The following is a 21,114-nucleotide window of genomic DNA, read 5'->3' as shown; positions in this document are numbered from 1 at the left end:
GCGGGTAATTTGGGTCCAATTGCATTCGGTCAGTGAGTCGGCCGAATTCTTGCTGATCGCGGAGATTACCCGGTGTTTAAGAAAGCTAAGGTCACTACAAAGCTCATTGGTGCAAGTGCAGTCACGTTGACGGTTGCGCTGGCAATCGGAATCAGTGCCATCGGATGGCAGGCTTCGCGAATCACGGGTGAACTTGCGCGGGAAGAAGCTGAAACGATTGCGCGCGAGCAGGTGCAATTCGTTCAACGCGGTCTGGAAAAGGGTCTCAAGTCGGCCCAGTCGCTCGGAAGCACGCTCAGTGGTCTGAAAGCAGCAGGAGCGGTCGACCGGGAGGCCTGGAATTCAGTTGTTGAAACACTTGCCAGGGACAACAAGGATCTTTCCGGTGCCTGGGGCGTCATCGTGGAAGACCAGCTCGACGGCAGAGACAAGGAGTTCGTCGGTAACGAAAAATGGGCAACCCAGGGACAATGGCAACCCTACTTCTTCCGCAAGTCGGACGGCAGTCTGGCCTACCGGCCCATTGAAGATATCGATGTTGGTGATCTGAGCGACGAGGGTGAGCTCTGGTTCAACGGGGCCTATGTCAGCAAGCGGGACTACATGACCGAGCCCTACAGCTGGGAAGCGGACGGCAAGACGGTCACCGGCGTCTCCTTCAGTGTTCCGATCCGTGACGGGTCGAACGTGATTGGTGTTGCCGGTGGTGATATCCTGCTGACGCCTTTGTCCGACGTGCTCGGCCAGCAAAGACCGCTGAAAACCGGTTCGGTTCAGCTTCTGTCGCAAAAGGGCACGTGGATCGCACATGCCAACCCGGAAATCCTCGGCAAGAGCTGGGAAGAAGAGCGCTCTAAAGCCGATCTGGCCGTCAAGGCCGACGTGCTGAACGCCGTACAGAACGGCACACCTTTTACATACACAGGTTACTCCAACTCTCTCGGCGCTGACGTTTACCGGGTCGTTTCGCCGGTTACGGTTGGTGATACGGATGCCAAGCTTGCGGTTGTGGTCAGCGTTCCGCTTGAGACCCTACACGCTGCATCCACCCAGATCCTGACGATGATCATCGGTGTCGGCGTTGTCCTTTTGATTGTTGTTGCAATGTCGACTTACTTTGTCGGCAACAGCATCGTCCGCCGGCCACTCGAGCGGGCCGTTGGAAGCATTCAGGCACTGATTGACCGCCGCTACGACGAAAAAATCGAAGATACGGACCGCGAAGACGAGATTGGCCAGATCAGCAAGGCGCTTGAGGTCTTCCGTGACAAGGCCCGTCAGGCGGAAGCCCTGTCACTGGAGCAGGAAGAAACCCAACGCCAGCAGCTGGCGCGGGCCGAACGCATCAGCGATCTGTCGCAGGATTTCGACCGCCAGATTTCGGAGCTTACCGAAACCGTGATGACACAGGTCCAGGATCTGAACGCGGCTTCCGTTACGCTGACGGCCGGCGCTGACGACACCAGCGAAAAGAGCACAACCGTTGCCGCTGCTTCCGAAGAGGCATCGTCCAACGTTGAAACCGTCGCCTCTGCAGCTGAAGAGCTCATGGCATCGGTTGGCGAAATTTCGCGTCAGATGTCACAGTCGTCCGAGATTGCCTCCCATGCGGTTGAACAGGCTCAATCGACGAACAGCAAGATTGAAGGCCTTATGGAGGCTGCCAACCGGATCAGCGAAGTTCTAAAGCTGATTACCGATATCGCCGAGCAGACGAACCTCCTGGCGCTCAACGCCACAATCGAAGCGGCCCGCGCGGGTGAAGCCGGCAAGGGATTTGCCGTCGTTGCCGCCGAGGTGAAAGAGCTTGCGAACCAGACGGCCAAGGCGACCGAGGAAATCTCGACGCAGATCCAGTCGGTGCAGACGGAAACCGCCGGATCCGTGGAAGCTATCCGGGGCATTTCGGAGACGATCGAGAAGATGAACGAAATCTCCTCGAGCATTCAGTCTTCGGTCGAACAGCAGGGCCTTGCGACCGACGAGATTGCCCGCAACATCCAGGAAGCTTCCAATGGAACCCAGGAAGTGGCGCAGAATATCGTTAAGGTTGCAGCTTCGGCAGATGATACCGGCAACGCTGCCCGTCAGGTCAGCGCTTCGGCAAACGTTCTTCAGACCGAGGCCGACCGGCTGAAGCAGGAAGTTGTCGGCTTCCTGGACAATGTGCGTCAGGTCGCCTGATCCTACAGAACATTTTCACGTTAAGGCGCGCCGGTTTATCCGGCGCGTTTTTCTTTTACGACGAACAGAAGTGCCAGGCCGATTGCGAAGAAAACCAGAATGACAGACATGCCTGCCGGCTGACTGTTGAAGAGCGCGGTGACGACGCCAACGGCCAATGGGGCCAGGAAGCTCGTCACTTTGCCCGACAGCGCCAGAAGACCAAAATACTGGGTCATGTGCTCCTGCGGAGCGAGGCGTATCAGAAGGCTTCTGCACGATGCCTGCAATGGGCCCGATACGGCACCAATTAGCGCTCCTAGAGCGATAAACACCTGTTCCGGCAGTGACGCGAACAGCGCACCCTCCGGTGCAGCCTCTGTCTCAATGACAAAAAAGACCGTCGTTCTGTCGACGGAAATCATGCCGAGGCCGCATATCATCAGGACGACCAGTGAAAAAATGATCACCGGTTTTGCTCCGAAGCGATCATCCATTGGACCGCCAAGCAGAAGGCCGAGCGTGCCGGTGATTGTCAGGATGATCCCGAAGGTGCCGATTTCGATCGAACTCCAGCCCAACTGTCCGGCAGAATAGATCCCGCCGAATGCGAACAAGGCAACAAGGCCGTCCTTGAAGACCATGTTGGAGATGAGGAACAGGAAGATATTCCGGTTCGAGCGGGCCTTGGCGATGCTGTCGGAGAGTTCCTTGAGGCCTTTTCGGATTGCGGGTCCGATCTTTGCCTGATGTGGTGCGTCCGGAACAAACAGGAACATCGGCAGTACGAAAATCAGGTACCAGATGACGGAAAACGGACCGACTGCCCTGTCGCCCTCATGCGTTGTCGGGTCCAATCCAAAGATTGGTTCAAATCCTAACAGCGTCTTGCCGGTTTCGGGGCTCGCGGCCAGAAATCCGAGCGCGATTACCAGCGTCACCAGACCACTGACATAGCCCATTGCCCAGCCAAAACTCGACAACCGCCCAATCTTGTCGTGAGGCACGAGCGACGGCATCATTGCGTTGTTGAAGACCGTGGCAACCTCGATACAAAGGGTTCCGATGGCAAATGCCACCAATGCAATAGCGATGCTGTGCTGGCCTCCGGGAGCGGCATACCAAAACGCCCAGCAACAAATCAGAAACGGTATTGAGAATCCGAGTATCCAGCGCTTCCGGCGGCCTGTGGCATCGGCTATGGAGCCCAGTATCGGCGCCAACAAGGCTATTCCGAGCCCGCCGGCAGCTGTGGCAAAGCCCCAGAGCGATTGTCCTTCTTCAGGGGTACTGGCCAGCGTCGAGGCAAAATAGGGAGCAAAGACGAAGGTTGTTACAAGCGTGAAGAAGGGCTGGGCCGCCCAGTCGAACAAGGCCCAGGACACGACTGCCCGACGATCCGTCTTCTTGGGATGAGCACCGGAAACAGCAGACATTTCAATCCCTTCTTGTTGAATAAAGAAAGCCGGCAGCGGAACTGCCGGCCTTCGATATTCTGCACCGAGGCTACCACATCAATCCGAGCTGCAAATTTCAGCGAGCAAACCGGCCGCGACCGTGAATTTGGACACGCTCAGGCCACCATCGAGGATCTCGGTGACAGCAAGATGCCGGCTTGCGGCTTCGTCTTGATGTTCTTCGAGCCATTGGGAGAAGCTGCCGGCCCGGATGGACGCACTCGCCAGGGCCCTGTGTGCGGAAAAGAGAGTGGCACGGGCCCGATCAAGAGCAAGGCCATCGTAATAATCGCGGACCTCCAGGTTACTGGCCATCTCGTGCATGTTGCCAATCTTGAAGTGGTGGGCAACCTGGTAGTAGGCCATTGCAGCCGTATCAAGATCGGCTTCTGTCTCCTCCGAAACGATGACGATATCCGGGATCGCCTGTTCAGCCAGAAGCCAGGCAACCCTGCGCGCAAGCGTTTCAGGAACGCCCTTCGACACATATTCGGCAGCGCGTTCGTTCAAGATTGCGGCAGGTTCTTCCGGTAGCAGGCTTTCCAGGCGCTCCCGCAGATCCGAGATTCCGCTGCGGAACCGCTCAACGACAGCGGAAAGACCCTTGTCGAAGGCAACGTTGCGTTTGAACCAGACGACACGTTCCAGAAGCAGCGACTGGATCTCGGTATAGAGGTCAAGCTGCAGGCCGCCGTCAATTTTGGTGTCGAGTGCATCGATTTCAGCGTTGAGATCGGTCAGTTCGAAACTGTTGCGCACGGCAACAAAGCCTTGCGCGATTTCCGTCGGCGTGGCTCCGGTCTGATCCATCAGGCGGGTAAGGAACGTCGCACCGCCCCTGTTGATCATGGAGTTGGCCAGCATCGTTGCGATGATTTCACGGCGCAGCCGGTGCCCGCTGATCTCATCCTCGTAGGTCGTCGCCATCTGCGCAGGGAAGTAGCGGAACAGCTCTCTGGCAAGATACGCATCATCCGGCACTGTGCTGTCCAGAAGCGCGTCATAGAGCGTAATCTTGGCATAGGCGAGCAGAACACCAAGTTCCGCGCGGGTCAGAAGCTGACCGGCCTTGCGCATTTCCCGCAATGTCGCTTCGTCAGGAAGCTGCTCGACCACACGGTCCAGATGACCGGCCTGCTCCAGTTGGCGCATCATGCGGACCTGAAAGCCGAAATCCTCCAGCCCGCGCAGTTCGGTCATGGAAATCGCCAGCGTCTGCAGATAGTTGTTTCGCAGCACGAGATCGGCGACCTCGTCCGTCATGTCGGCAAGCAACTCATTGCGCTGTTCCAGGGAAAGTTTTTCCGATTTGACCGCCGCACCAAGAGCGATCTTGATGTTGACCTCCATGTCCGAGGAATTCACGCCAGCGGAATTGTCGATCGCGTCGGAGTTACACCGCCCGCCCTTCTTGTTGAACTCGATGCGCGCCAGCTGGGTCAGGCCGAGGTTGGCCCCTTCCCCGATAACCTTCGCGCCGACATCCGGTGCGGTGATCCTGATCGGGTCGTTGGCCCGGTCGCCCGCATCCGCGTCGGTTTCCGTTGTTGCGCGGATATAGGTGCCGATGCCGCCGAACCAGAGCAGGTCCACGTTCATCTTCAGGATAGCAGTCATGACTTCCTGGGGCGTCGCTGCGGCCTTCTCGAGGCCAAGCAGTTCCTGGATCTCCGGGCTCAACGGGATGGACTTCAACTGCCGGGAGAATATGCCGCCGCCTTTCGAGATCAGGTCGGTGTTGTAATCGTTCCAGGAAGACCGGCCGAGATCGAACATGCGCTTGCGTTCGTCCCACGTTTTCGCCGGATCCGGATCCGGATCGATGAAGATGTCCCGGTGATCGAATGCGGCAACCAGTTTGGTCGCCTTGGACAAGAGCATGCCGTTGCCGAAGACGTCGCCCGACATGTCGCCGACACCGGCGGCTGTAAATGGTTCGGTTTGAATGTCGCGGTTCATTTCACGGAAATGCCGTTTGACCGCTTCCCAGGCACCGCGCGCCGTGATGCCCATCTTCTTGTGGTCGTAACCGGCCGACCCGCCGGAGGCAAAGGCATCACCCAACCAAAAATGCCGGCCTTCGGAGATGCCGTTTGCCGTGTCGGAAAACGTCGCCGTGCCCTTGTCGGCGGCAACGACCAGGTAAGGATCGTCGCTGTCGAAACGTTGTACGCGCTCGGGTGGCAGGATAGCGTCTTCATCCAGGTTGTCGGTTACATCCAAAAGCGCATTGATGAAGATCTTGTAGCTCTCGGTGCCTTCCTTGAACCAGGCCTCCCGGTCAGTGATGGGGGGCAGGTGTTTGGGGACGAAGCCGCCTTTGGCACCAACAGGCACGATCACCGCGTTCTTGACCTGTTGCGCTTTCACAAGGCCGAGCACTTCCGTCCGGAAGTCCTGCGGCCGATCAGACCATCGCAGACCGCCGCGTGCAACCATGCCGAAGCGAAGGTGAACGCCTTCAACACGCGGGCTGTAGACGAAAATTTCCCGGAACGGACGGGGTTGCGGAAGGTCGTCGATACGCCGGCTGTCGATCTTGAAGGAAAATGTCGGCTTGGGCTGACCCTTCTTGTCGAGCTGATAGAAGTTTGTGCGCAGGATGGATCCGATGGCGTTCTGGAAACGGCGCAGGATGCGGTCATCGTCGAGACTCGAAACCTCTTCCAAATCGGCTGTCAGCTCTTCTGCCAGTCTGTCCGAACCGAGGTCCCGATCCTTTTGCGTAACGTCCGGATTGAACCGCAAATGAAACAGTTCCACCAGTTTCGCTGCGATCACCGGATAGTTGTTGAGCGTGCCCCACATATAGTCTTCGGAAAAGGGAATACCGGCCTGGCGCAGATATTTCGACAGGGCCCTGACGACTGCAACATCGCGCCAGGCAAGATCTGCGGTCATGACGAGGCGGTTGTAGCCGTCGTTTTCGGCGTGTCCCGTCCAGATGGCCATGAACATGCTTTCAAGGCGGGTCTGAAGTTCCTGCGGCAAATCGAAATCTTCCCCTGAATGACTTTCAAGGGTCATTTCATGGAGATAGGACATCGGCGTATCTGCGGGCGTGACGCGGTATGTCCGCTCGTTGATCACCTTGAATCCCATGTTTTCAAGGAGTGGTACGCGGGCCGACAACGGGATCGGAGAACCACAATGATACACTTTCAGGGACAGACGGTTCCCGGTTGTCCCTTGAGGCCTGTGAAAGGTGATCGTGGTGTCGTCCAGACCGGTAAGGGTCTCGAGCTTGACGATATCGGACAAGGCGGACTGGGCGTTGTAGACTTCCTTGTAGCCGCCATGGAACGACAGCGCATAACGCTCGGCAAGCTGCCGCGCCTGCACCGGTGGAAATTCCTTGTTGAGGGCATCGCGAACGTTGTCCGACCAGGTACGAACCATGTCCGCTACAGCGTTCTCAAGTTCCTCCTGCTCGGGTTTGGGCGTTTCGCCCTTGTCGCGCCCGATAATGTAATGGACGCGAGCAAGCGGGCCTTCGAGATAGGTCACATACCAGGCGGACAGGCGGCCTTCGTAGACCGAGGCCAGGTAGGTGCCGATATTGATTCTGACTTCAGTCGAATACCGGTCGCGTGGAACGAATACGAGGATTGAGACATAGCGATCGAACTTGTCCGGCCGGGACAGAACCCGGATCCGCGGACGTTCGTCCAATTGCAGGATCGCAATGGAGAAATCGAAAAGACGTTCGCGCTCGATCTGGAACAGTTCGTCGCGCGGGAAGGCTTCAAGCACGTTTCTGAGCGCGCGCCCCGAATGACTTTGTGAGCCGTAGCCGGCACGTGCCAGCACGCTCGCCACCTTGCGGCGCAAGAAGGGGATTGTGCTTGTCGGCTCGGTGTAGGCCGTTGAGGCGAACAATCCGACAATCCGCAATTCGCCGGTCAGATTGCCGTCATCGTCATAGATCTTGGCCCCGACATAATCCATATGTACCCGCCGGTGAACCGTGCTGCGCACATTGGCCTTGGCGATAATGAGCGGTTCCGGATTTTTCAGGAACTCGCGGATTTCGGGCGTGATCTGTACATATTCCGAGCCGCGTCTCAGGACGCGGACATCCGGGTCGGTGAGTAGCCCGAGACCGGTCCCTTCAGAGGGCGATAGTTCGCCTTCGTCGACACCGCCCTCGAACTTGTATTCGCGCATGCCGAGGAAAATGAAGTTGTTTTTCTCCATCCATTCCAGGAAGTGGATCGCTTCCCAGAGATCGTCGCTGCTTCCGGGGATCTGGGTGGTTTTGAAGGTGTCGATGGCCTCCGCCAGACGCTCCTGCATCGGCTTGAAGTCGTCAACGACCGAACGGACCGAGGTGAGGACGGTATCGAGCCGTTGCTGCAAAGCGTTGCGCGCTTCTTCAGAATCAATGCGGGTCACGTGAATGTGGATCAGGCTTTCCTGGCGATCCTTGCGTTTCGGCGGCTTTTTGCGCGCGACCGACGAGAGCAATTTGCCCTTGTCGTCCCTCTCGACAATGAAGATCGGATGCAGAACCAGGTGCACATCCAGTTTGCTGTTCTGCAATTCGTCCATCACCGAGTCGACCAGGAACGGCATATTGTCGTTGACGATCTCGATAATCGTCAGGTTGTCGATCTTTGGGTTCTTTTTCGCAGCGGCCGGATTGGTGATGCTGACCCTATGGGTGCCAAGCGCGTGATCCTGAAAATCCAGCCAGGCTTCCCGCACGAACCCGTTCAATTCATCAGCCGTATAAGCAACAAGATCTTCCGCCGCAGCTCGATCGAAAAATGCGCTGGCAAACTCCGCCAGGGCAGGATCCTCTTTGGTCAGGCCAGCGTGGACCGCGTCGATGAGTTTGTGTTTCTCGACGTCGTGTTTGTCCGGCATTTTAATCCCCCCTAGGCGATCTTAGTTGTGGCTCGGCTGCGTGATGTGATTTTGTATTGCAGCTATTGAAAAATCTTCATGACGGGAGAGGCAAATTGTCAAGTGAAGTCACCGCCTTGCAAATCGATTCAAACGAAACTTTAAGTGAAAAAACACAAGCCTATTTCGATTTGTGCGAAGAGAAGCTGGGATTGGTGCCCAATGTGCTGAAGGCGTATTCCTTTGATGATACGAAATTGCGCGCATTCACCGACATGTACAACGACCTCATGCTTGGCGAATGTGGTCTCACCAAGCTTGAGAGAGAGATGATTGCCGTTGCGGTATCTGCCGTCAACAGTTGTTTCTATTGTTTGACGGCTCACGGCGCTGCTGTCCGGCAATTGTCGGGCGATCCGGTTCTGGGCGAGCTGATGGTCATGAATTACCGGGTAGCCGATCTCAGCGATCGGCAACGCGCCATGCTTGATTTTGCCGTGAAATTGACAGAGCGGCCCGCCGAAATCCTTGAAAGCGACCGACAGGCCCTGCGCGACACTGGCTTCAGCGACCGGGATATCTGGGACATTGCATCCGTGGCGGCTTTCTTCAACATGAGCAACAGGGTCGCCGCTGCGAGCGACATGCGGCCGAATGATGAGTATCACTCAATGGCGCGTTGAGGTCTGATCGCGCTTCTCATCGGTGACAAGAGCGCCAATTGGGTGTATGACGCTGTCGATTTCAATCAGCCTTAGGAGAGGAACGGGCAATGGTTGCGCGCGTGTTCATTGATGGTGAAGCCGGTACGACGGGTCTGCAGATCCGCGAGCGCCTTGCCATGCGCCGCGACCTCGAGCTGCTCTCCATCCCGGAAGAAAGCCGGAAAGATCCGGCAGCGCGGGCCGACTACCTGAACAAGGCCGATATTGCCATCCTGTGCCTGCCCGATGCGGCGGCGCGTGAAAGCGTGGAGCTGATTCAGAACGACACGACCCGTGTGATCGACGCTTCCAGCGCACATCGGGTCGCGGACGGCTGGGCCTATGGGTTCGCGGAAATGGCTGCCGATCAGGCAGAGATCATTGCCTCGGCAATGCGAGTTGCCAATCCAGGATGCTGGCCACAAGGTCTCATTGCATCCGTGCGCCCCCTGATCGCAGCAGGCCTGCTGAAAGCGGATTTTCCGCTCACTTATCATGGCGTTTCCGGGTATTCCGGTGGAGGCAAAGGCATGATTGCCGACTATGAGGGCCGTGGAACGGATGCCAACGTCTTTGCGCCTTATGCACTCGGCTTCAATCACAAGCACTTGCCGGAAATGACCGCGTATACGCTGCTTGAGGCGGCTCCGCTCTTCACGCCTTCCGTCGGAAACTACTACAAGGGCATGCTGACCGTCGTTCCGCTGAACCTTGCTGCGCAAGACAAGGTTCCGACCGGTGCGGAACTGCATGCCGCGCTCACCGATCATTTTGCCGCGACCGACAACGGTTTCGTCGAAGTTGCTCCGCTTGAACCGCTTGAGCGTGCGGACTTTCTGGATCCGCAGGCTGTCAACGACACCAATCTGCTGCGCTTGCATGTGTTTGCAAACGATGCGCGCGCGCAGGCGGCGATCATTGCGGTCTACGACAATCTGGGCAAAGGCGCGTCCGGGGCGGCGGTGCAAAACCTCAATTTGATGCTCGGCGTCGATCAAGCCACGAGCCTTGCGGCCTGACGGGCCTGCTTGTGAAGATCATGCGAGCCTGACCTTTCAGGAGACAGAACAACATGGAAAAATTTGAAACCCTGACCGGTGTCGCTGCGCCGCTTCCGATCGTGAACATCGATACGGACATGATCATTCCGAAGCAGTTTCTGAAGACGATCAAGCGCACGGGTCTCGGCACGGCTCTTTTTCATGAAATGCGAACCAATGACGACGGTTCGGAGAATGTCGACTTTGTGCTCAACAAGGCGGCTTATCGCGATGCCAAGATCCTGATCGCAGGCGATAATTTCGGTTGCGGATCGTCTCGCGAGCATGCGCCCTGGGCGCTTCTGGATTTCGGTATCCGTTGCGTGATTTCAACTTCGTTCGCGGACATCTTCTACAACAACTGTTTCAAGAACGGCATTTTGCCGATCGAAGTGTCCGAAGACGAGCTCGAGACCCTGCTGCACGCATCTGAACGCGGCGCCAACTTTACGCTGACGATCGATCTGGAAAGCCAGGAAATTCGCGGTCTTGAAAGCGGCGACATTGCCTTCAAGATCGACCATTTCCGCAAGCACTGCCTGATCAACGGCCTCGACGATATCGGCCTGACCATGGCGAAGGAAGATCAGATCGACACCTACGAGGGCAAGCTTGGTGAGGCGCGCCCCTGGGTTTGATTGACCAGCCTCGGCGATGTCACTGACGGTTATCGCCGCTGTCAGGTTTCCATTCGCAGATATACATCTTCAGTGCCCCCTTCCCATTTAGGGAAGCGGGCACTTTTCGTTTTGGAGGGATTTGCCGTTCGCGACCAATGAAAATTGTTGCGTCGTCTGATAAGGACTATTTTGAGTTGTCGTATTAATGAAAGGATTGGCATTTTTCTCAAGGCGTCATGAAGAAAAAAGGCAATTTCAAAAGAATCTCTGGCAGATTAAATACTTGATGATACTATTTTTAGTGTGAAAAAGTGCTTGAATGCTGCAGAGTGATTTAAATTATCATTTGCATAATCTATTGATGCTCTTCTGTTGGCGTGATGAAGCGAGGCGCGCCGTTGATACCGACGCAAATTTTTGAGCAGATCAAAGACAAGAGCAGCGAGGGACTCGCGCTGGCATTGGCGTCCGACCATGACGGCGCCATCATGCACCTTCAATGGTGCAACAAGGCCTTCACCAGAATTACAGGATATGAGCTCGAAGAGGTTGTCGGGGAGCGCGGGACGATCCTGATCGGGTCAAGTGTGGAACAGGGAAGTCATCTGGTCATCATCGAAAAGTTGATGAACTGGGAGCATTTCTCGGTCAAGACTCTCAACAATCGAAAAGACGGGCAGGAATACCTGCAGAAAATGAGCTGGACGCCGCTATCGGATACGGCAACCGGCGCGCGATGGTGGCTCTGTTCGCTGATAGAACTGGAGGACGCACCGGAGGAACAGCGCGGCACACGCCGCCTGTCGATAGCAGCGGTCCATGATCAAGATCCGGTCGCAGACTATGAAGAGAAACTGCGTCATCTGGAAAAAGAGAACACACGGCTCTACGAACTTGCGAAAACCGTCGCGAAGGAGTCCAACGAGGACCCCTTGACTGGCCTTTCCAATCGACGGCACCTCGAGGTCGAGCTGAAGTCGTGGGTCGCAGATCTTCAGAACGGCGGATCGGAGTTCGCAGCATTTTATGTCGATCTGGACCGCTTCAAATCCGTGAACGATACGCTGGGCCATGATGCCGGTGACAGATTGCTCAAGTCCGTCGCCGACATGCTGCGACGGCTGACGAATGACAAAGACCTGATTGCCCGGATCGGGGGTGACGAATTTGTTATCCTGAGGCCCCTGGGCAGCAGTGCGTTGGAGATCTCCAGTCTCGCCGATGCGATAGTCCAGGAAATGCACGCGCCATTCACCTTTGAGGGCAAATCGACCTTCTGCAGCGCGAGCGTTGGCGTCGCGATCGCCAAGGCGAAAATGGAAATTCCCGAAGAGGTTATCGCAGACGCCGATACGGCGCTCTATCATGCCAAAACCAATGGCAAGGGACGTTGGTCTTTCTTCACCGAGGAGATGCATGCCGAAGCCATTGCGACGAAGCGGCTTGTTTCCGACTTGCTGGTCGCGTGTGAAAAGCGAGAATTCGTTCCCTATTTTCAACCGCTTATCGATTCCGGAACGGGCAAGATAACCAGTGCGGAAGTTCTGGTGAGGTGGTTGCATCCCACATTGGGCCTGTTGCCGCCCGCAGCCTTTCTTGAGACGGCTGCCAATATGGGGATCCTGAAACGCATTGATGAAATCGTCTTTAGCACACTTCCGGAAACGCTGGCGATTTTCGACGGAACTGGCGTTGAGCTGCCGCGTGTTTCGATCAATCTGTCCGCCGGGCGGCTGGCGGACCCGACCCTTATTCACGATATCAAAAGATCAGGAATTGATCCTGGGAGGCTGATAATCGAAATCCTTGAGTCTGTTTACCTGGAGCGTATCGGCGACGTCGTGAACTGGACTCTGGGGGAACTCAAGGAACTTGGGGTCACCATCGCGCTCGACGATTTCGGAACAGGACATGCTTCTGTCCAGGGTCTGTTGAAGATCAGGCCCACCGTCCTGAAAATAGACCGTCAGTTCATTCAGCCGATCGTGGAAGACGAAACATCCCGCGCCCTGGTGACTTCAATCATCGGTATCGGGAAAAGCCTTGGAATGAGCATTGTCGCGGAGGGTGTGGAAACCGAACAGCACGCGCTTTTTGCGAGCCGCATGGGATGTGATCTGCTGCAGGGGTTCTATTTCGGCAAACCTATGAGTGCAGAGGATTTGCGGGATAATCTGATTACCACCAGAGGCGCGTTTTGGCGTCCAAAGGTGCCATTGGCGGGCTTCAGGCACTCGAATATTTCTCTCTAAGCCATCGCCGCAAGTGCTTGCCTGAGCTCTCATGGAGTCACGCCGGCCGTTTCAGATCAGGCGTCATGCATTTCTTTTGAGGCAGCCACGCATGCGATCGATCAGTTCGCTTGCCGGCGTAAAACCGATGTGCTTGCCATAGCGATAGCGTTCAAGCTCGGCCTTGACGTCTTCAGAATAGGCAATCTGGAAGGGCGTAAAGTCACGCCCCTTGTCGATCAGTGCGGCAAGCAATGCCTTTACAAGTACGGGATAGGCAAACAGGCAGAATTTGAAGCCGATATGGAGCGGATTTGCCGGCAGAACACCATCGCAGTCGTGAAAGGGAAGGCCGGGCGTTTCAACAACAACGCGGCCATCGTCAAATTGGGAGTCGAGTTCATGTATGACGACTTTTCCAAGGTGCCCGTTTTCCTGTTTGAGGCCAGCTTCGATCGTATCAAGAAAGGGCCGCGGACCGCGGATTCCATGTTGCGTGTCTGAAGGGTGAACGTTAAAGGCGCCCAGTTTCGGGGCATGCAGCACACTCTCAGGGATGAGCTGTCCGTAGAATGCGGAAAGAACGATGTCCGGCTTGCAGACCGCAAGCCACTCCTGAAGAGGCCTGGCGTGAATAGAGCCGGAGAAGAATGCGATTTCATTTTCCAGACAGTAGGAACGGGTGCGTTGGTAAGATTGAGCACATTGTTCCGGCGTGTAGTGCTGCCACAGACGCTTCCTCGCGCTTATGCGCGCATTCGGGTCCGTGATTGCGTCTGTTGCGACCCCCGCCAAAATGAGCGGGTTCTTAGGCGTTGCGTTGATCTCATCGATTGCGGCGATGCAGGCAAAAAGCGGCACGTCACTGGCAAGCAGCAGGACGCGCGTACCTGGCTCGATGCTTTTTCCGGATGGAATGCATTCGCCCCAATCTTCCGCTTGGCTACTCATCACCGGCGAGACGGGTCTGGTCGCCGCGATCCTTGATCGAGCCCTGATTGTACCAGGGATTTCCGGAGGCATTGGAAATCAGTTCGAACGAAGGCTTTTCGTCGATCTCCGACAGATGTGCGGCAACGCTCGCGAAGAAATGCAAGGTGTGCAGCGACGTATCGAGAAGCGGACCCTCCGGTGCCTTGAACTCGTGGACATCGACGTTGCCCGCAGACGGGCATCTGGACAAGAGCGATTTCATCGCCGCCACGCGATCTTCCTCGAATGGATGGCCTGAAGGGGTGCGCAGGACAAGGATCGAAAGCGGACGCAACGTCGGTCCAACCGCCGCTATCTGGCTGTGAGTGAATTCATGTATGAGATTGGTCGCAATGTTCACCATCGCGATCTCGTTGAAATACATCCTGATCAGTTTCACGACCGACTCATCCCAGATCGGATTTGACAGAACAAGCAGGTCACGCCCGACGAGACGCTCGGCTAGAGCGGCAGCGCCTGTCAGATCTTCATTGTCGGCAAGAAACTGGCCCGACCGCTTAAGGAGACTGTCGCTCGTTTCGGTCAGGATCCCCAATTCGCGGCAGATTGCCGTGGCGCTCGCAAAAAATTCAACGGCACTGAACAGAGGATATTCCGGGTCTTCTTCTTCAAGCTGCCACTGAAAGGCCGCGTGGCCGTCAGCAAGCGCGCGGGCTTCCAGCTCATCACCGCCCTTGCCGGACGACCACACGACAATATTCTTTGTCCGCGCGGCGAGATAATTATAGGCGATCAGAGGCTCTTGCGACGACCCGCTGTAGGAACACATCACGAAAACCGTGTGCGGATCGGCGATGGCCTCATCATTGAAGTACCAGTCCAGGCGATAATCGTTGATCACGCGCGCTTCGACGTGGCTGTGTTCGGCAAACAGAAAGAGGCGCAACAGGTCGCCCACAACAGCTGAACATCCCATTCCCATCATGACGATCCGCCGGACCCGGTTTTTTCCCGCATGAGGGTAGGGGCTCAGGCAGCGGTAACTTGCTGTGCGTGTCACCTGCTCTGCCATCTTTGCGTTGAGCAGCTTGAACCGTTCTACCCTGTCGCCGAGCGGGCCGGATGGTGTGTCACTCATTCTGTCGGTACTCCCATGCAAATTTTCCCTGTGCCTCGAAACCGCCGTCGCAGCTCCCGGTTCAGTTGCGTTCCCCAAGAAGCGCTTTATCGGGAGTTGGGAATGAAATGTGGCACAGAACAGTCTGCAACAGTTAGACTTTCGATCCACAGACATCGGCGGCTGTTGTTGCTGTCAGGTATGCAGGGTAGAGCGGAAAACCAGCAGTCTTGCCGAGCGTTCATTCAGCAGCATCTGATTGGGGAACAAACTGTTTCAGACGATTGATCCCCTGTTTGCTCAGAGATTTTATCAAGGCCTCGATGGAAACGTCCTGCACGTTGACCCCCTCTTTGAGCGCGAGCCCGGCAGCTGTCCCGGTCGCCTGACCCATCGCCATGCATTGGGGCATGCCGCGCACAGAGGCGAATGCTACCGGATCCGCCGACAGTATCCGGCCTGCAAACATCAGGTTTTCAATCTTTGCAGGGAGAAGGGACCGGAAGGGAATTGTGTAGAAATCACCGGCCTCGATCGCCGCATCGTGGGTCATGCCACCGTTCGATCGCATGACATCGTCTATGGGATTGTCACAGGCAACGATCCCGTCTGGAAACTTTGTCGCTCGCGCAAGGTCTTCACCTGTAACGCGATAGACACCTTCCAGTTTGCGCGTTTCTCGCACACCGACCGTCGGCGACAGCATCGACATGTGGGCATTTTGGAAACCGGGCACATCATCACGTAGAAACCGTGCCAGCTGATGACAGCGTCGGCGGCCTTCCTGGGTTGCCCTGCCCACGGCAACGGGATCAGTTCCGTCCACGCCGCGAATGTGAACCGAATTGCAGAACACCGTGCCGTCGTGGAAGCCGCGCATGAGGTAGAGTTTGGCCAGATCGGCGTGGAGCCGCCCCTCTTCGATGCCACGCGCCGCAAATCTTTCAAAGTATGGATCAGGGTCGGCGAACGCAGCGACCCAGTCCACGCCGATCATGTGAAAAGAAATCGTGACCGCCATCATGTTGCCGGATGCGTCTCCGAGCGCGAAAGGAACGCCGGCCTTTGCCGAGACATCACCGTCGCCGGAACAGTCGATGACAATGCCCGGGACGATCGTAAAGAGTCCGTTCCTGTCGCAGCACGTAACGCTCTCGATCCGGTTACCGGCCATATGCGGTTCCAGGGCAGTTGCTCCCAACCTGACCAGAACATCTGCCTCTTCCAGCATCTCGAACATCGTGAGTGTTGCATTGTCGTGGTCGTAGACGATTTCGGGACCGAAATTCGCCAAGGTGCACGGGCGCTTTTCGGCTGCAGGCGGTTCCATCGCGGCAAGCCGATCCGTCAGTTCCTCGATCAGCCCTCCGACAATCCGGTCAACCGGGTAGCCCCCGCCCCAGGGCATGCCGGGACAAAATGCCATGACACCGCCTATTTTTGTGGTCGCTTCAAGCAGTGTCACGCGCAGCCCCTGGCGTCCGGCAGCCACGGCAGCGCCGAAGCCGGCCGTGCCACCGCCAACCACCAGAACGTCAGTCTCATATCGTCGGTCGGTCATGCGCTCAGCCTTTAAAGCCGATATCTTTGTTGTCAGATCTCATTCCAAACCTGTTGAAGCCCGGACCTGCTTCCTGACGGGACTTCACTCACCCTTGGCGTCGTCGCGCACGCGCCGTTCGGCGTTGAGCTGCTCGAGCTCCGCCATCTTGTCGCCGATCGGCCGGAGCGCGGCGATTGTTGCGCGGTATTTGAGCGAATGCTGTTCGAAAAGACGCTGCGCGAGTTCCGGATATTCCTGGATCATGCGCTTGAAGAGCGCCCGGCGGATCCGGATGATACTCACCGGACCTTCGGCATCGGCGCGGCAGGGACGCCTGCATTCGGTCAAAAGGGCGGTCTGGCCGAGAAGGGTGCCCTTGCCCACGCGATCGACTTCTTCAAATCCGTCTTCGGATTTTTTCAGAAGCACTACGGTGCCGTTTGTGATCACCAAACCACCGTCAGCCCGTTCCTCTTCTTCAAAGAGGCGCTGGCCATCCTGGTAATCCATGCTTTCAGCACTGAACGCCAGCAAGCGGAGCTGGTCGTCCTGAAAGTCCGAAAGCATCGGGATTTGTTTGAGAATCGCAATGTCTTGGGCAAGGCTCATGCCCAAGATTTACGCTGATTACCCGTTAGGGCACAAGCTTATATCCACCGGCTTCTGTGACAAGAAGCTCGGCGTTGGACGGATCACGCTCGATTTTTTGACGCAGGCGGTAAATGTGCGTCTCCAGGGTGTGCGTCGTAACACCGGAATTATATCCCCAGACCTCGTGCAACAGCACGTCGCGCGTCACCGGTTTTTCGCCAGCGCGGTAGAGGAATTTGAGGATCGACGTTTCCTTTTCCGTCAACCGGACCTTGCTGCCGGCATCGTCCTGCATGACCTTTGCGGCCGGCCGGAAGGAATAGCGTCCGATGGCAAAGGTCGCGTCTTCGCTCTGCTCGTGCTGGCGAAGATGCGCACGCACACGGGCCAAAAGCACTGCGAACTTGAACGGTTTGGTGACATAATCGTTCGCGCCCGCTTCAAGGCCAAGGATCGTGTCACTGTCCCCATCATGCCCTGTCAGCATGATAATCGGCGCCTTGAAGCCGTTTTTGCGCAAGAGCTTTACAGCTTCCCGGCCGTCGATGTCCGGCAGGCCGACATCCATCAGAAGCAGGTCGACATGCTCGTCCTTGGCAAGGCCGATGCCGGAAGTGGCCGAGTCTGCCTGTATGGTTTCGAACTCGTCATACAGCGAGAGCTGTTCGACGAGCGCTTCGCGCAGTTCGGTGTCATCATCGACAATCAAGATCGTGCGGGCGGTCATGGGTGCGGTCCTCGCCAAAAGTCTCAAACTGATCACGCCAACTTGTGCAAACTACACATGCGTGTTCCTGCCTCTATGTGCGTGGGAAATTCTCGCCGCACAAGCAGGTGTTCGTCAATTCTTCTTCACGCGGGGTTTAGGTCTGGTTTATCAATGCCTTCAATCGGAAAAAAGGAAGGTCAGTCCCACGCTCATGGTTAATACCGGTAAATTGGCGGATTCGCTGGACGTGCGCGCTCTGCCGCATGACAGGACAAAGGGAATATTAACTTTCGGCGCGATCACGGTTCCGTGTGCTCTGGGGAGGTCGGGTCTTCTTGTCCGTAAAAAAGAAGGGGATGGCGGAACTCCTGTGGGGTTTTTTGAGCTTCTCCATGTCTATTACAGGCCGGACAAGGGCTTGCCGCCGAAAACAACGCTGCCGGTAGAGCCGTTGACGCCCTCTTCTGCCTGGTGCGACGACCCGGCCTCTCATCTTTACAACCGACCGGTCTCGTTACCCTTCGATGCGAGCCACGAAAAAATGTGGCGCGACGACCGTCTCTACGACATTGTCGTCGTCCTCGACTGCAACATGTTTCCCGCGGTGAAGGGAAAGGGCAGCGCGATCTTTTTTCACATCGCGCGAGAAACCTATTCGCCGACGGAAGGGTGTGTCGCCGTTGCGCCCGAACACATGAAACTGTTGCTCGAGAAAACCAGGCCTGGTGCACGCATGTGCATCCGTCTTTGAAAGCCTCGTTTGACACATGTGTTGCCGCTTGGGTCTGCTACTGAGAAAGCAGCTGAGGTAAAACGGAAGCTGTCTTATACGCTGGAAAGGCCGGCGCAGACTGCATGGCTGGTCTGAGCGCCGGCCCCACTGGAAATTCCGCGCGTTTTCGGCCATATAGGGGCAACTGATCGCGACAAACCGATCAATTTCTCTGCTCGATTAAGAAGTGCACTCGTTATGGCGTCTGACATCAGACCCTTTTTGAAGATGAATGGCCTTGGCAACGATTTCGTCGTCTGGGACGCGCGCGCACAGCCGCTACGCTTGTCCAACGAGGTTATCGCCAGACTGGGTGATCGGGACACCGGCATCGGTTTCGACCAGATGATCACCGTTGAAAAGTCCGCGCTCGGTGTCGACGCCTTCATGCGTATTCACAATCAGAATGGCGGCGAAGTGTCGGCTTGCGGCAATGCGACCCGCTGTATTGGCCGGCTGCTTATGGAAGAAGGCGGCAAGGATCTTGTGACGATCGAAACCGGTGCAGGCCTTTTGCACGCATTCGACAGCCCGGGACCATTCAATGTCACCGTCGACATGGGAGCCCCGCGTCTTGCATGGGACGAGATCCCGCTTGCGGAAGAATTCGCGGACACGCGCGCGATCGAACTCCAGATCGGTCCGATCGATGACCCGGTGCTGCACACACCGGCGGCGCTCAGCATGGGAAACCCCCACGCGATCTTCTGGGTTGATGATGTCGAGGGCTATGAACTGGAACGCTTCGGCCCGCTTCTCGAGCACCACCCGATTTTCCCGGAAGGTGCGAATATTTCGTTGGCGCATGTCTTCGATGAGGACCAGATCCGCCTTAAAGTCTGGGAGCGGGGCGTTGGCCTGACCCTGGCGTGCGGAACGGCCGCCTGCGCCGTTGGAGTCGCGGCTGCGCGTGATGGCAAGACAGGCCGCAAGACAACGGTTCACCTTCCTGGCGGGCCGATCGGCATTGAGTGGCGCGAAAGCGACAGCCACGTCCTCATGACCGGGCTAACGGAAATTGAATTCGAGGGTGAAATCGATCTTGAAACGCTGGAGTGGCGCAAAACCGCGTCTGGCGATTCAACGGAGGCCGGAGCGGCCTCATGAGCATCGATGTCGTAACATTCGGGTGCCGGCTCAACTCCTATGAGTCCGAAGTGATGAAGCGTGAGGCGGAGGCCGCGGGTCTTCAGGATGCGGTCCTCATCAATACCTGCGCGGTGACCAACGAAGCTGTCAGACAGGCCCGCCAGGCTGTGCGCAAGGCGAAGCGCGACAATCCGTCAGCGCGTGTGATTGTCACCGGCTGCGCAGCCCAGACGGAAGCCGAGACCTTTTCCGCAATGGACGAAGTCGATCTTGTTCTCGGTAATACCGAAAAGCTTGAGCGCAAGTCCTATCAGGATGTCGCCGCCTTCGGGATTTCGGAAACCGAGAAGGTGCGGGTCAACGACATCATGAGTGTCGAAGAAACCGCCGGTCATCTGATCGACGGGCTGACGGGCCGTGCGCGCGCATTCGTGCAGGTTCAAAACGGCTGCGACCACCGCTGCACCTTCTGTATCATTCCCTACGGCCGCGGCAACTCGCGGTCGGTTCCCATGGGCGTTGTGATCGACCAGATCCGGCGGCTCGTTGAAAATGGTTACAACGAAATCGTTCTGACCGGCGTCGATATCACGTCGTATGGTTCGGACCTTCCCGGCACGCCAAAGCTGGGGACGCTGACGGCCAAGATCCTGAAAATGGTGCCGGACCTCAAGCGGCTCCGGCTTTCCTCGATCGATTCGATTGAGGCCGATGACGATCTTATGCGGGTGATTGCCGAGGATGATCGCCTGATGCCGCACTTTCATCTGTCGCTACAGGCCGGCGATGATCTCATCCTGAAACGGATGAAGCGGCGGCATTTGCGGGCGGATACAATCCGTTTCTGCGAGGATGTGCGGCGCTTGAGACCGGATGTGGTCTTCGGTGCGGACATCATCGCAGGCTTTCCGACCGAAACCGAGGCGATGTTCGAGAACTCCCTTAAGATCGTCGACGAATGCGGATTGACGCATCTCCATGTGTTTCCGTTTTCCCCGCGCCCGGGAACGCCTGCGGCGCGCATGCCTCAACTGGACCGGTCAATCGTCAAGGGACGGGGTGCACGGCTCCGCGCCAAGGGCGAAGAGGCCCTGACCAATCATCTGGCGGGGGAAATCGGCAAAGTCCGCCCTGTCCTGATCGAGAAGGAAGGCCTGGGGCGGACGGAACAATTTACGCAGGTCGAACTTGCCGGCGGGCACGCCGGAGAGATCCTCGATGTTCGTATTGTCGGTCACACCGGGCGGCATCTTCTGGGCGAAGCTCTTTCCAAGGCTGCCTGACAGGCGGCGAGATC

The 21,114-nt window shown here is 56.9% G+C and carries 15 protein-coding genes; 8 read left to right on the top strand and 7 right to left on the bottom strand.

Going from position 1 to position 21,114, the window contains the following annotated elements:
* The first annotated feature begins 72 nt into the window (after nt 1–72).
* Nucleotides 73–2,184, top strand: a complete 2,112-nt coding sequence (locus ABVF61_RS28060) for a methyl-accepting chemotaxis protein (RefSeq protein WP_353996912.1) — start codon at nt 73–75, stop codon at nt 2,182–2,184.
* A gap of 35 nt (nt 2,185–2,219) precedes the next feature.
* Here the strand turns inward: ABVF61_RS28060 and ABVF61_RS28055 are convergent, their stop codons facing one another.
* On the bottom strand, nt 2,220–3,599 hold the full coding sequence (locus ABVF61_RS28055; protein WP_353996911.1) for an MFS transporter: 1,380 nt from the start codon (nt 3,597–3,599) through the stop codon (nt 2,220–2,222).
* Nucleotides 3,600–3,677: 78 nt separating this feature from the next.
* Nucleotides 3,678–8,489, bottom strand: a complete 4,812-nt coding sequence (locus ABVF61_RS28050) for an NAD-glutamate dehydrogenase (protein ID WP_353996910.1) — start codon at nt 8,487–8,489, stop codon at nt 3,678–3,680.
* A gap of 95 nt (nt 8,490–8,584) precedes the next feature.
* Between ABVF61_RS28050 and ABVF61_RS28045 the strand changes: the two genes are divergently transcribed.
* The 4 genes from ABVF61_RS28045 (at nt 8,585) to ABVF61_RS28030 (ending at nt 13,084) form a co-directional block, all read left to right on the top strand.
* Nucleotides 8,585–9,151 carry a peroxidase-related enzyme gene (locus ABVF61_RS28045; RefSeq protein WP_353996909.1) on the top strand — a complete coding sequence of 189 codons (567 nt, stop codon included), beginning with the start codon at nt 8,585–8,587 and terminating at the stop codon, nt 9,149–9,151.
* 89 nt (nt 9,152–9,240) lie between these two features.
* Nucleotides 9,241–10,191 (top strand): N-acetyl-gamma-glutamyl-phosphate reductase, encoded by a 951-nt coding sequence (gene argC / locus ABVF61_RS28040; RefSeq protein ID WP_353996908.1) that lies wholly within the window; start codon nt 9,241–9,243, stop codon nt 10,189–10,191.
* 53 nt (nt 10,192–10,244) lie between these two features.
* On the top strand, nt 10,245–10,850 hold the full coding sequence (gene leuD, locus ABVF61_RS28035; protein ID WP_353996907.1) for a 3-isopropylmalate dehydratase small subunit: 606 nt from the start codon (nt 10,245–10,247) through the stop codon (nt 10,848–10,850).
* Nucleotides 10,851–11,230: 380 nt separating this feature from the next.
* Nucleotides 11,231–13,084 carry a sensor domain-containing protein gene (locus tag ABVF61_RS28030; RefSeq protein ID WP_353996906.1) on the top strand — a complete coding sequence of 618 codons (1,854 nt, stop codon included), beginning with the start codon at nt 11,231–11,233 and terminating at the stop codon, nt 13,082–13,084.
* A gap of 63 nt (nt 13,085–13,147) precedes the next feature.
* Here ABVF61_RS28030 and ABVF61_RS28025 read toward each other — a convergent pair whose 3' ends face one another.
* The 5 genes from ABVF61_RS28025 to ABVF61_RS28005 form a co-directional block, all read right to left on the bottom strand.
* On the bottom strand, nt 13,148–14,014 hold the full coding sequence (locus ABVF61_RS28025) for a formyltransferase family protein (protein WP_353996905.1): 867 nt from the start codon (nt 14,012–14,014) through the stop codon (nt 13,148–13,150).
* Nucleotides 14,007–15,134 (bottom strand): SIS domain-containing protein, encoded by a 1,128-nt coding sequence (locus ABVF61_RS28020; protein ID WP_353996904.1) that lies wholly within the window; start codon nt 15,132–15,134, stop codon nt 14,007–14,009. Before ABVF61_RS28020 ends, ABVF61_RS28025 begins: the two co-directional genes overlap by 8 nt.
* 220 nt (nt 15,135–15,354) lie before the next feature.
* Nucleotides 15,355–16,674, bottom strand: a complete 1,320-nt coding sequence (locus tag ABVF61_RS28015; RefSeq protein ID WP_353996903.1) for an FAD-dependent oxidoreductase — start codon at nt 16,672–16,674, stop codon at nt 15,355–15,357.
* An 84-nt stretch (nt 16,675–16,758) separates the two neighbouring features.
* Nucleotides 16,759–17,265 (bottom strand): Crp/Fnr family transcriptional regulator, encoded by a 507-nt coding sequence (locus ABVF61_RS28010; protein WP_353996902.1) that lies wholly within the window; start codon nt 17,263–17,265, stop codon nt 16,759–16,761.
* A gap of 25 nt (nt 17,266–17,290) precedes the next feature.
* On the bottom strand, nt 17,291–17,974 hold the full coding sequence (locus ABVF61_RS28005) for a response regulator transcription factor (protein ID WP_299477884.1): 684 nt from the start codon (nt 17,972–17,974) through the stop codon (nt 17,291–17,293).
* Nucleotides 17,975–18,203: 229 nt separating this feature from the next.
* Here ABVF61_RS28005 and ABVF61_RS28000 point away from each other — a divergent pair, with 229 nt between their 5' ends.
* The 3 genes from ABVF61_RS28000 (at nt 18,204) to mtaB (ending at nt 21,100) form a co-directional block, all read left to right on the top strand.
* Nucleotides 18,204–18,707: a L,D-transpeptidase family protein gene (locus ABVF61_RS28000; RefSeq protein ID WP_353997331.1), complete on the top strand. Its 504-nt coding sequence runs from the start codon at nt 18,204–18,206 to the stop codon at nt 18,705–18,707.
* Nucleotides 18,708–18,926: 219 nt separating this feature from the next.
* Nucleotides 18,927–19,835: a diaminopimelate epimerase gene (dapF, locus tag ABVF61_RS27995; RefSeq protein WP_353996901.1), complete on the top strand. Its 909-nt coding sequence runs from the start codon at nt 18,927–18,929 to the stop codon at nt 19,833–19,835.
* Nucleotides 19,832–21,100, top strand: a complete 1,269-nt coding sequence (mtaB, locus tag ABVF61_RS27990; protein WP_353996900.1) for a tRNA (N(6)-L-threonylcarbamoyladenosine(37)-C(2))-methylthiotransferase MtaB — start codon at nt 19,832–19,834, stop codon at nt 21,098–21,100. Before dapF ends, mtaB begins: the two co-directional genes overlap by 4 nt.
* The last annotated feature ends 14 nt before the right edge of the window (nt 21,101–21,114 follow it).

It is taken from the genome of Roseibium sp. HPY-6, assembly GCF_040530035.1.
Taxonomy (GTDB): domain Bacteria; phylum Pseudomonadota; class Alphaproteobacteria; order Rhizobiales; family Stappiaceae; genus Roseibium.
Note: the sequence above shows the minus strand (reverse complement) of the source record. Positions and strands in the feature narration are given on the sequence as shown.

Bases quoted from the DNA above. Each gene is read 5' to 3' on its own strand.
- mtaB (WP_353996900.1), top strand. From the start codon at position 19,832: ATGAGCATCGATGTCGTAACATTCGGGTGCCGGCTCAACTCCTATGAG.
- ABVF61_RS28010 (WP_353996902.1), bottom strand. From the start codon at position 17,265: ATGAGCCTTGCCCAAGACATTGCGATTCTCAAACAAATCCCGATGCTT.
- ABVF61_RS28050 (WP_353996910.1), bottom strand. From the start codon at position 8,489: ATGCCGGACAAACACGACGTCGAGAAACACAAACTCATCGACGCGGTC.
- ABVF61_RS28055 (WP_353996911.1), bottom strand. From the start codon at position 3,599: ATGTCTGCTGTTTCCGGTGCTCATCCCAAGAAGACGGATCGTCGGGCA.
- dapF (WP_353996901.1), top strand. From the start codon at position 18,927: ATGGCGTCTGACATCAGACCCTTTTTGAAGATGAATGGCCTTGGCAAC.
- ABVF61_RS28020 (WP_353996904.1), bottom strand. From the start codon at position 15,134: ATGAGTGACACACCATCCGGCCCGCTCGGCGACAGGGTAGAACGGTTC.
- leuD (WP_353996907.1), top strand. From the start codon at position 10,245: ATGGAAAAATTTGAAACCCTGACCGGTGTCGCTGCGCCGCTTCCGATC.
- argC (WP_353996908.1), top strand. From the start codon at position 9,241: ATGGTTGCGCGCGTGTTCATTGATGGTGAAGCCGGTACGACGGGTCTG.
- ABVF61_RS28005 (WP_299477884.1), bottom strand. From the start codon at position 17,974: ATGACCGCCCGCACGATCTTGATTGTCGATGATGACACCGAACTGCGC.
- ABVF61_RS28025 (WP_353996905.1), bottom strand. From the start codon at position 14,014: ATGAGTAGCCAAGCGGAAGATTGGGGCGAATGCATTCCATCCGGAAAA.
- ABVF61_RS28015 (WP_353996903.1), bottom strand. From the start codon at position 16,674: ATGACCGACCGACGATATGAGACTGACGTTCTGGTGGTTGGCGGTGGC.